This window comes from Aldersonia kunmingensis, assembly GCF_001646865.1.
GTDB classification, from domain to species: domain Bacteria; phylum Actinomycetota; class Actinomycetes; order Mycobacteriales; family Mycobacteriaceae; genus Aldersonia; species Aldersonia kunmingensis.
In genome coordinates, this window is the sequence record NZ_LRRB01000229.1 from 1 (window position 1) to 10,370 (window position 10,370).

General features: G+C 67.0%; 10 protein-coding genes. 8 read left to right on the forward strand and 2 right to left on the reverse strand.

Annotation, left to right across the window (positions count from 1 at the left end):
* The first annotated feature begins 161 nt into the window (after positions 1–161).
* Both A8G08_RS17755 and A8G08_RS17760 read left to right on the forward strand, forming a co-directional pair.
* On the forward strand, positions 162–1,088 hold the full coding sequence (locus tag A8G08_RS17755) for a vWA domain-containing protein (protein ID WP_068276978.1): 927 nt from the start codon (positions 162–164) through the stop codon (positions 1,086–1,088).
* An 82-nt stretch (positions 1,089–1,170) separates the two neighbouring features.
* Positions 1,171–2,793 carry an AMP-binding protein gene (locus tag A8G08_RS17760; RefSeq protein WP_068276981.1) on the forward strand — a complete coding sequence of 541 codons (1,623 nt, stop codon included), beginning with the start codon at positions 1,171–1,173 and terminating at the stop codon, positions 2,791–2,793.
* Positions 2,794–2,796: 3 nt separating this feature from the next.
* Here the strand turns inward: A8G08_RS17760 and A8G08_RS17765 are convergent, their stop codons facing one another.
* Positions 2,797–4,443, reverse strand: coding sequence for a serine hydrolase (locus A8G08_RS17765; protein ID WP_068276982.1), 1,647 nt, complete (start codon positions 4,441–4,443; stop codon positions 2,797–2,799).
* Positions 4,444–4,614: 171 nt separating this feature from the next.
* Positions 4,615–4,851, reverse strand: coding sequence for a 50S ribosomal protein L28 (rpmB, locus tag A8G08_RS17770; protein ID WP_068276984.1), 237 nt, complete (start codon positions 4,849–4,851; stop codon positions 4,615–4,617).
* Positions 4,852–4,942: 91 nt separating this feature from the next.
* Here rpmB and mrf point away from each other — a divergent pair, with 91 nt between their 5' ends.
* From mrf to A8G08_RS17800, 6 genes are all read left to right on the forward strand, one after another.
* Positions 4,943–6,184, forward strand: a complete 1,242-nt coding sequence (gene mrf, locus A8G08_RS17775; RefSeq protein ID WP_187344485.1) for a ribosome hibernation factor-recruiting GTPase MRF — start codon at positions 4,943–4,945, stop codon at positions 6,182–6,184.
* Positions 6,181–6,453 (forward strand): type B 50S ribosomal protein L31, encoded by a 273-nt coding sequence (locus tag A8G08_RS17780; protein ID WP_068276987.1) that lies wholly within the window; start codon positions 6,181–6,183, stop codon positions 6,451–6,453. Before mrf ends, A8G08_RS17780 begins: the two co-directional genes overlap by 4 nt.
* A gap of 53 nt (positions 6,454–6,506) precedes the next feature.
* Positions 6,507–7,358: an SDR family NAD(P)-dependent oxidoreductase gene (locus A8G08_RS17785; protein ID WP_068276991.1), complete on the forward strand. Its 852-nt coding sequence runs from the start codon at positions 6,507–6,509 to the stop codon at positions 7,356–7,358.
* Positions 7,359–7,407: 49 nt separating this feature from the next.
* Positions 7,408–8,265 (forward strand): type I methionyl aminopeptidase, encoded by an 858-nt coding sequence (gene map / locus A8G08_RS17790; protein ID WP_068276993.1) that lies wholly within the window; start codon positions 7,408–7,410, stop codon positions 8,263–8,265.
* Between the two features lie 16 nt (positions 8,266–8,281).
* Positions 8,282–9,793 carry a cobyric acid synthase gene (locus A8G08_RS17795; RefSeq protein WP_068276998.1) on the forward strand — a complete coding sequence of 504 codons (1,512 nt, stop codon included), beginning with the start codon at positions 8,282–8,284 and terminating at the stop codon, positions 9,791–9,793.
* Positions 9,794–9,952: 159 nt separating this feature from the next.
* On the forward strand, positions 9,953–10,370 hold a 418-nt coding region (locus A8G08_RS17800), incomplete at its 3' end, for a hypothetical protein (protein ID WP_068277001.1).

The following is a 10,370-nucleotide window of genomic DNA, read 5'->3' on the forward strand; positions in this document are numbered from 1 at the left end:
GGATCCATCTCGACGAATCCATCGACGCGACACCGGAATCGGTGCTGCGCGAGATCTGGCAGGACCACTTCATCCTGAATCCCGCTGCCGCCGAACCAGGTTGAAGGCCCGTCGCGGCCGACTCGCCGGTGCGCCGGCGCGGTCGCGGCAGAACAGCCGGCATGGCCCCCCTGAAGCGCAAGCCCATGCCGCTCAAGGAAGAACCGATCGCGTTCGCCCGGTCCGGTAGCGGAGCGGGGATGGTGCTCACCGGCAAGCGGAGCAAGGGCGGAACGCCGGGACAGGCACCGCCGGGAACCAACGCGGCGGAGACCGACGAGCGTGGCGAAAAGGTGCCGCTCGGGACCGACAACGAGTCGGTGACCGACCCGGACACCCGCCAGCTCGCCCAGCGCATCGCCCGACGGCTCGCGGTGTCCCGTCCCCGTCGCGATGTGCGGCCGCGGCGCGGCGTCGGCGAACTGGCGAGCCTGCGCTGGCGCGGCGGTGCAGATGATGTCGACCTCGACCGCACCATCGAAGTCCTCGCCGAGAACCCGATGCCCGAAGACGAGGACATCGTGGTTCGCGACCGGCTGCATCGCCGCCGGTCGGTAGTCCTGGTGGTGGACGTCTCGGGATCAATGAAGGGTGCGCGGGTGCGCACTGCCGCAGCAACGGTCGGTGCGCTGTCCGCCGAACTCGCCCGCGAACGCCTCGGGACCGTCGCCTTCTGGTCCGATGCCGCCGTCCTTGTGGGGCTCGACGAGACGGTCCCGCCAATGACCGTGCTCGATTTGCTGCTGCGCATTCCCGCGCAGGGCCTGACCAACGTGGGATTCGGTCTCGAACTCGCGCGCAGGCAGCTTTCCGGCGCGGCCTCGGCACAGTCCAGGGTGCTGCTGCTGTCCGATTGTGTGCACAACGCGGGTCCCGATCCGCGGTTGCTCGCCGCGAATCTTCCGCGCCTCGATGTGCTGCTCGACGTCTCGGGTGAGCACGACACGGACCTGGGCCGCGACCTCGCGCGCGCAGGCCGGGGTCGGATCCGGACGGTCAGCGACTACCGGGATGTCGCGCCGGCATTGAACGCGATCTTCGGGCGGTGAGCGGCCACCCCCGTTCGGGGGTAGCGCGAGGGGGAGTGTGACGAGGATCGTATTTCGGCAGGAACACCTACAGGAGTGTGAGATGCCGACCGATCCGCAGAGCCGCGTCCGCGAATTGCTCGCCCGTTATGCCACGCCCGATGTGTGTGTCGCCGAGTTGCTGTGCGACGGGCATCCCGACGACGCCGTTGCCGTCACGATCGTCGAGTCGGATCTGTCGGCGACCGATCTGACCTACGGCCGCCTGCGCGAGGAGTCCGCGCGGTTCGCGGCTGCGCTCGCCGACCTCGGCGTTGAGCCGGGGGATCGGGTCGCCACACTCATGGGCAAGTCGGCCGAACTGGTTGTTGCCCTGCTCGGTATCTGGCGCCGGGGTGCGGTGCACGTCCCGCTGTTCACCGCGTTCGCGCCGCCCGCGATCTCCTTCCGGCTCTCGGCGAGCCAGACCAAGGTCGTCATCGCCGACGCCGACCAGCTATCGAAACTCACTGCCGCACAAGAGGCTCCGCAGCTCTCGCCCTGGCACGTGATCGGTGTGGGTGGCGGCGGGCATGCGCAGTTCGCGGATCTCCTCGCCGCGGCGGACCCGTCGGCGGAGTCTGCGACAGCGGTCAGGGTGAGCGCGGACGCACCAATCGTTCAGCTGTTCACCAGCGGCACCACCGGAACTCCGAAGGGCGTTCCGATTCCGGCGAAGGCGATCGCTTCGTTCCACGCGTATCTCGAGTTCGGCCTCGATGTCCGGGCCGATGACGTGTTCTGGAACGCCGCCGACCCGGGCTGGGCGTACGGGCTCTACTACGCGATCATTGCGCCGCTCGCCGCCGGAGCACGCACGATCCTGCTGCATGCCGGCTTCTCCGCCCCGCTGACGTGGAAGGTGATGCAGAAGTTCGGTGTCACCAATTTTGCGGCGGCGCCGACCGTCTACCGCAGCCTCGCCGCGGACTCGACGCCACCGCCCGCGGACCTGCGCCTGCGCCGTGCCTCCTCGGCCGGCGAACCGCTGACACCCGATGTGGTGAGCTGGTCGGAGGCCAATCTCGGTGTCGCGGTGCGCGATCACTACGGGCAGACCGAGCACGGCATGTTCATCGTGAACGCCTGGCACGACGATCTGCGGGTGACGGTACCGCCGGGCTCGATGGGCAAGTCACTGCCCGGCTGGAGCTGTGCGGTCCTCTCGGACGACAACGACGAACTCGCGAAGCCGGGCGAGCTTGGCCGCGTCGCGATCGACACGACGGCCAGCCCGCTGCTGTGGTTCTCCGGCTACGTCGATGCCCCGGAGAAGACCGCCTCCCGCTATACCGAGGACGGCCGCTGGTACCTCACCGGTGACGCCGGCTCGGTCAGCGAGGACGGCTTCTACTTCTTCTCCGCGCGCGATGACGACGTCATCATCATGGCCGGTTACCGCATCGGCCCGTTCGACGTGGAAAGCGTGCTGGTGATGCACGACGCGGTGGCCGAGGCCGCCGTCGTCGGTATGCCCGACCGGCTGCGCGGCGAGGTGCTCGAGGCGTTCGTCGTCCTGCGCGAAGGGGTTTCGGGTGACGACGCGCTGACCGCCGAGCTGCAGAAGCTGGTCAAGGAAAAGTTCGCCGCGCACGCCTACCCGCGACAGGTGCATTTCGTCGAGGCGCTGCCCAAGACGCCGAGCGGCAAGGTGCAGCGGTTCCTGTTGCGCCAGGGGAAGGGCTGAGCTTTAGGGCACCCGGCGCAGCGTGCCGAGGCCTTCCTCGTCGAAGAATTCGATGGTCACCGCCTGGGCAGTGGGACCGTTCACGTCGAAGGTCACCTTGGAGATGCTCCCCACCGGGGCGTTCTCTCCGGTCGGAACCATGGTGAACGTCGAACCGTCCCAATGTGTCAGCGGGAACTGCATGTTCTTCGGGCCGACGGCGAGCATCAGCTGCCCGCCGGTCTCCGTGACCGTGACCGGCCCGAGGTAGTCGTTGGAGTAGGTCCCGGTGTATGCCGAATCCGGTGCCGGGGGAGCGGGATTCGCCGGCTTCTCCTCGCCGGCCAGCTCGCCTTGCGGCGCGGACACGGTCGCCGCGAACAGCTTCTCGAACCCGGCTGCCCAATCTGCTTGCGGCTCACCGAAGATCGCGTCGTCGGCGAAATCGTTGCGCACCCCCTCGGCGGTGCCATTGCCGGTGGCGTTGGTCAACACCACGATCCCGAGATCGAGGTTCGGGATAGTCATGATGGTGGTTCCCGCGCCCTCGTAGAAGGCGCCCGAATGGCTGAGCCGAACGCGGCCGGAGCCGTCGACGCCGCTCTCCCAGCCGTATCCGAAGAAGTTCTGCCGGGCTGCGACCTCCGGGGCGGTGGGGTTGCCGGAACTCGCGCGCATCGCCGGAGCGAGCGCTTCCGCCAGCGCGTTCTCGTCCACGACGCGCGTGCCGTCCGCAGTGGTGCCGCCGCGCATCACCATCGCCAGCCACTTCGCGACGTCGTTCACAGAGGCGCTCACCCCGCCCGCCGGGGATTGGGCGTCCGGCTCGCGGACGTACTTTGCCTCGTACTCACCGTCGATGAGCGTGTGCCCGACAGCATGATTGGGATTGGCTTCGAAATCGGCGAATCGGGAACTGGTCTGGGTCATTCCGAGCGGCTTGTAGATATTCTCGTCCGACAGACTCGCCCAATCGGTTCCCGCGGCAGCGGCGACCGACTCGGCGGCCGCCGTCAGCCCGAAGTTGGTGTAGCGGGCCTGGAGGCGGAACGGGTCGAGCGGGAGGAAGCGCATCCGCTCGAGGACCTGCCGTTGGTCGTAGCCGATGTCCTCGAGCCGATCGGCGGCATGATCCGGCAGGCCGGATCGGTGCGAATACATGTCGCCGATGCTGACGTTCGCGGTGACATACGGATCGGAGAGCGCGTACCACGGCAGGTGTGCGACCACCGGCGTATCCCAGGTCACCGTCTTGTCGCCCACCTCCTTGGCGATCACAGTGGCGCCGATCGGCTTGGACACCGAGGCGAGCTGGAACGCGGTGTCCGGGTCGATCGCGTCCGGCTTGCCGATCTCGCGGACGCCGTAGCCCTTCGCGAACACGATCTCGCCGTTGTGGATGACCGCCACCGCCATACCGGGAATTTTGGTGCGGTCCATCGCTTCCTGCGCGAGCCCATCGACCTTGTTGATCGCCTCGTTGACCCGGTCCTCGTCTGTGGGCACGCCGGGCACGAGGTTGGGATTGTCGACGCCGGACGCGTCAGGGACCTTGTCCGATGCCTCGGCTGCCGTCGTGGATGTGTCGCTCGATGATTCGTCGCTCGAGCACGCCACGAGTCCCGCGGCGAGTACTGCGCAAAGGGTGATCAGAACTGGACGTGCGGTCATGGCAGTCTCCCGGCCCGGCACTCGAAGTCGAGCTAACGCTACGCAAACCGTCGCCGCGCCGTCCTGGTTTCGGATCTTGCAGTGTTGCCGTCGCGCGGTGATCACGAGCAACTGGCCCCCGACACGCCGAGCGGGAGGGGCCAGTTGCTCGTGCTCACTGGGGAACGGTCGTCACCGAAGCTCGCCTCGGGCGCGGAGTTCGGCCACGACCGCGTCGATGCCCTTTCGGTCGATCGTCTTGATTCCCTTGGCGGACACCGTCAATGTCACGCGCCGGCCGATGCTCGGCACGTAGTAGGTCTTGCGCTGGATATTCGGATCCCAGCGTCGGCTGGTGCGCCGGTGCGAATGGGAAATCGATTTTCCGAATCCGGGCCGCCGCCCGGTGACTTGGCAGTGCGCTGACATGGGCCTCCTTTTTGGAAACGATTTTCAATATGGTCAATCGGAGCGTACGCTTCGGCTGTCCTTAATGAAAACCATGTTCAGAAAGGGTGGGATGGTGGCTGTGGACGAGCGAACTCCGTTGGTGTTGGTCGCCGGGTGGCGAGGGTCGATCGAATCGGTGGCGCAATCGCTGCTCGATGAGGAAACGATCGTCGTCCACCACAGCCTCGACGCGGTTGAGGCGGGTCTCGTGCCTCGCACGGTCACGACCATCTACGAGGGTCGCCGCATCCAGCACATTGGCGTCCTGAAGCTCGACCACGGGTGCGTGTCGTGCGCGCTTCGGAAGGACCTCCTGCCGCTGCTGCGTCAATTGCATCGCCGGAGCAATGTGTCGCGGATCGTCGTCCAGCTCGATCCGCAACTGGAGCCGGAGGCATTGGCCTGGGCGATCGAGCACATCGTGGTCAGCGGAATGGTCGGCTACATCGATGGCCCGGCGGCTCGAGACGTGCGCATCGAGGGCGTAGTGACCTGCATCGATTCCGAGACCTGGCTCGACGATGCGACCGGCGACGCTCGGCTTACCGATGGTCGCACGGTGGCGCAGGTGGCGGTTGGGCAAGTGGCATTCGCCGATGCCCTGGTTGTCTCGGGCAGGAGCGATGACGGCTGGGCCCAGGCCCGACTGCATGCCACGTTGGCGCGGCTCGCTCCCGGCGCGCCGATTCAATGGGGTGTGTCGGCCGGCTTCTTCGTCGACCGACTGCTTTCTGTCATCTCCCCGATATCGCGGCGAGGTGCCATCGGTGACGTTTTCGAGCCACTGCTGCGGGGTGAGCCGCCGCTGCACGAGGACTGCGGAGTCGCGCTGTTCGAGTTCACCGCTGACCGGCCGTTCCATCCGGAACGGCTGCACGACGCAGTGGAAGTGCTGCTCGACGGTGTGCTGACTGCGCGCGGACGCATCTGGCTTGCCACCCAGAACGACCAGGTGCTGTGGCTCGAGTCGGCGGGTGGCGGCTTGCGGGTCACGTCGGCGGGACGGTGGCTCGCAGCCATGACCGCGGATGAACTCGACAACGCTGCTCCGACGCGGCGGGCCATGGCCGCACTCACCTGGGACGAACGATTCGGTGACCGCCACACATCGCTCGTCGTTCTCGCGCATGCGGCCGATCCCGCCGAGATCGACCGCGCGCTGCGCTGGGCGCTGCTGACGGACGACGAACTCGGCGCTTCCGAGCAATGGCAAGCATGGCCGGACCCGTTCGGGCGGGCGCACACCGACCCCTGCGGGACCAGCGAATCGCCCTATGCCGAAACCGATTACCGAGGAGAAGAGCGAGAATGAAGCCGAACATCCACCCCGAGTACCGTCCGGTCGTCTTTCAGGACGCCAGCACGGGTAAAGGGTTCCTCACCCGATCGACCATCACCACCGAGCGCGTCATCGAGTGGAGCGACGGGCACACCTATCCGCTGGTCGTCGTCGAGGTGACGAGTGAATCGCACCCATTCTGGACCGGTACGGATCGGCGACTCGATTCCGCCGGCCGCGTCGAGCGATTCGAGGCGAAGTACGGCAAGCGGGTGCGAGGTATCTCGACACACCGGCCGTGATCACCGCGGACGGGCGGCATTGCGTACGCTCCGGCGTGGGAGGGTGATTGACGATGCAAACCGCAGTGATCACCGGCGCCAACACCGGAATCGGTTTCGCCACGGCGCAACGACTCGCGGCCGAAGGACGGACCGTCGTGATGGCGTGCCGGAACCTGGAGAAGGGTGCTGCTGCGCAGCAGGAACTCCGACGGGCGAACCCGGATGCCGAGGTCGATCTGTTGTCGCTCGATTTGTCGTCGTTGGCGCACATTCGCAAGTTCGCCGACGAACTCGCGGAGCGGCATCCGACGGTCGATGTGCTCGTCAACAACGCGGGCGCAGCGGTCGCGCGGCAGTCCTTCACCGAAGACGGGTTCGAATTGCAGTTCGGTGCAAACTATCTGGGCCCGTTTCTGCTGACCCACCTCCTGTTGCCGCAGTTGCAGGTGGCCGCCGCGGAGTCCGGCGATGCCCGGATAGTGCACGTCTCGTCGATTGCGCACAACATGGGCCGGATCGCCCCCGGCACGTTCCGCGGCCGCGGTGTCTACAACACGATGGCTGCCTACGCGCAGTCCAAGCTCGGCAACCTGATGTTCAGCAATGCGCTGGCGCGTCGACTGCCGACCGGACTTACCACCCACACGATGCACCCCGGTGGGGTCGGTTCCGATTTTTACCGGCAGTTCCCCGGACCTCTGCGCCGTGCGCTCCTGGCAATCCTCATCCCGCCGGAGCGGCCCGCCGAACTGATCGACGAGTTGGCCTTCGGTGACGCCTACCGGACGACGTCGGGGGACTATGTCAGCGTCGGGCGGTTCGCGCCGGTCAATCCGCTGTCCAAAAGCCGTGACCGGCAGGAGCAGCTCTACTTGACGAGTTGCGAACTGGCCGGGGTCGAGCCGCTCGAGGTGCTGCGCTGACGATCAGGCGGTATTCGCCAAACTGCCTGCTCGTATTACCCTCGAATCCATGCCCACACGCACCGCGCTCCGCCCCGGGGAACTTTCGCCGACCCGCGAGGTCCCTCGCGCCATCGAGCGGCCCGAGTACGTGTGGAAGAAGACTGCCAAGGAGGGCAACGAGCCCTGGGTGCAGTCGGCGGAGACGATCGAGAAGATGCGCGTCGCCGGACGGATCGCCGCGCAGGCGCTGCAGGAGGCCGGTAAGGCCGTCGCTCCGGGTGTGACCACCGACGAACTCGACCGGATCGCACACGAATACATGTGCGACCACGGCGCGTACCCGTCGACGTTGGGCTACAAGGGGTTTCCGAAGTCCTGCTGCACCTCGGTCAACGAGGTGATCTGCCACGGCATCCCGGATTCGACCGTGATCGAGGACGGCGACATCGTGAACATCGATGTCACTGCCTTCATCCACGGCGTGCACGGTGACACCAACGCGACCTTCCTCGCCGGTGATGTGGACGAGGAGGTGCGCCTGCTCGTGGAACGGACCGAGGAGGCCACGATGCGGGCGATCAAGGCCGTCAGGCCGGGCCGGGAGTTCAACGTCATCGGCCGCATCATCGAGTCCTACGCGAAGCGGTTCGGCTATGGCGTGGTGCGTGACTTCACTGGTCACGGCGTCGGCCCGACCTTCCACAGCGGGCTGGTCATCCTGCACTACGACCAGCCCGAGGTCACGGACATCATCGAGCCGGGCATGACCTTCACGATCGAGCCGATGATCAACCTCGGCACCGCCGACTACGACATGTGGGACGACGGCTGGACCGTGGTCACGAAGGACCGAAAGTGGACCGCGCAGTTCGAGCACACCCTCGTGGTCACCGAGAGCGGCACGGAAATCCTGACGCTTCCGTGATCGCCGCGGCGACGCTGTGAAGGGCGCGCTGCTCGTCGCCGGTTGCACGTCCGACGCGGGCAAGAGTGTGGTCGTCGCCGGCCTGTGCCGCCTGCTCGCCCGGCGCGGGGTGTCTGTAGCGCCGTTCAAGGCGCAGAACATGTCGAACAACTCCGTCGTCACCCTCGACGGCGGCGAGATCGGCCGGGCCCAGGCACTGCAGGCGCAGGCGTGCGGGCTGGAGCCGAGCGTGCGGTTCAACCCGGTGCTGCTGAAGCCGGGCAGCGACCGGCGATCCCAACTTGTCGTCCGCGGTAAGGCTGTCGACACCGTAGGGGCCGCCGACTACTTCCGGCATCGAACCGCCCTGCGTGCAGTTGTTGCCGACGAACTCGCGGCGCTGCGTGACGAATTCGACGTGGTGATTTGCGAGGGCGCCGGATCGCCCGCGGAGATCAATCTGCGCGAAACCGATCTGGCCAACATGGGCCTCGCTCGTGCCGCCGATCTGCCAGTGCTGGTGGTCGGCGATATCGACCGCGGGGGAGTGCTTGCCCATTTGTTCGGCACACTCGCGATCCTCGAGCCCGACGATCAGGCACTGATCGCGGGTTTCCTGATCAACAAGTTCCGCGGCGACGTCACCCTGCTCGAGCCTGGACTGAAGCAGCTGCGTGACCTGACGAATCGCCCGGTGCTCGGTGTGCTGCCCTACGCCGAGGACCTGTGGATCGATGCGGAGGACTCGCTCGGCACCGTCGCCGACGCACCGGTGGGGCGGCCCGGCCCGCCCGTCGGTGGCGAGTGGCTGACAGTCGCCGCGATCCGGTTGCCGCGCATCTCCAATTCCACAGACGTGGAGGCACTCGGTTGCGAGCCGGGAGTGTCGGTGCGGTGGGTGACCGAGCCGTCCCGCCTCGCCGGTGCAGACCTCGTTGTGCTGCCGGGCAGCAAGTCGACTGTCACCGATCTGGAATGGTTGCGGCGCACCGGGATTGCCGACGCGCTCCTCGACCACGCCGCGCGCGGCGGGCCGATCTTCGGCATCTGCGGCGGGTATCAGATGCTCGGTCAGGGCATCGAGGACGACGTCGAGTCCCGCCGGGGATTCGTTACGGGACTCGGCCTGCTGGATCTCGAGATCCGTTTCGAAGACCCCAAGGTGTTGAGTCGGGCATCAGGGTCGGCGGGGCCGATTCCCGTGCAGGGCTACGAGATTCACCACGGCCGCGTGACCCGCACCGGCGACGCTCCGCTGCTGCACGCCGACGACGGGTCTGCCGAGGGGAGTGTGCGCGGTTCGGTGTCCGGCACGCATTGGCATGGCGTACTCGAATCGGACGAGTTCCGACGCTCCTTCCTCACCGAGGTGGCGCAGCGCAGCGGACGCACCGGTTTCGTCGTCTCCCCCGATACGTCGTTCGCCGCGGTGCGGGCGGCCCAGCTCGACCTGCTTGCCGACCTGCTGGAGGAGCACGCCGACGTCGACGCGATCGTCTCGCTCATCGAGAACGGCGCCCCGCAGGGCCTGCCGATAATTCACGTCTGAGTGCGAAATGTGCTTGCGGTTACAAACTGCATGCAGACGAACGAGATTCGTCTCGAACGTGACGGTCTCCGCACCGACATCGCGCGGTGATGGTTCTCATCGCGCCGATGGTCCGGGGCCCCGAGCCGACAGGCGAACAGTGGCGTAGCGTTTTCGGCCATGGACGCCAAGCAGGTGGACACTGCCGACGGAACAGTGGACGTTCGGGTCGACGGCCCGGAATCGGCGCACGTAGTGGCGCTACTGCGGGCGTCGGACGATCCGGTGACCGTGTATGACGACGTGTGCGCGCGGCTGCACGAATCGGGCCTGCGGACCGTGGTCATCGGCGCGGCCGACGGCGCGCTCACCGAGGCCGGGGTCATCGAAGTGCTCGATACGCTGGGGCTTTCGTGGGTGAACCTCGTCGGCAACGGCGATGGCGCGGAGGTGGCATGGCTGCTCGCCGCGCGTACCTTCGGCCGGTTCGTCAGCCTGATCGTCGCCGACCGCGGCCACCCGGCCATTCCCGACGCCGCGGGCGCCGTGCGTGCCGCCGAGTGCCCGGCCGTCGAGTTGCCGACTACGGTCCTCGTGG

Excerpts from the sequence above, each read along its gene's own strand:
- A8G08_RS17755 (WP_068276978.1), top strand. The coding sequence starts at position 162 with ATGGCCCCCCTGAAGCGCAAGCCCATGCCGCTCAAGGAAGAACCGATC.
- A8G08_RS17760 (WP_068276981.1), top strand. The coding sequence starts at position 1,171 with ATGCCGACCGATCCGCAGAGCCGCGTCCGCGAATTGCTCGCCCGTTAT.
- A8G08_RS17765 (WP_068276982.1), bottom strand. The coding sequence starts at position 4,443 with ATGACCGCACGTCCAGTTCTGATCACCCTTTGCGCAGTACTCGCCGCG.
- rpmB (WP_068276984.1), bottom strand. The coding sequence starts at position 4,851 with ATGTCAGCGCACTGCCAAGTCACCGGGCGGCGGCCCGGATTCGGAAAA.
- mrf (WP_187344485.1), top strand. The coding sequence starts at position 4,943 with ATGGTGGCTGTGGACGAGCGAACTCCGTTGGTGTTGGTCGCCGGGTGG.
- A8G08_RS17780 (WP_068276987.1), top strand. The coding sequence starts at position 6,181 with ATGAAGCCGAACATCCACCCCGAGTACCGTCCGGTCGTCTTTCAGGAC.
- A8G08_RS17785 (WP_068276991.1), top strand. The coding sequence starts at position 6,507 with ATGCAAACCGCAGTGATCACCGGCGCCAACACCGGAATCGGTTTCGCC.
- map (WP_068276993.1), top strand. The coding sequence starts at position 7,408 with ATGCCCACACGCACCGCGCTCCGCCCCGGGGAACTTTCGCCGACCCGC.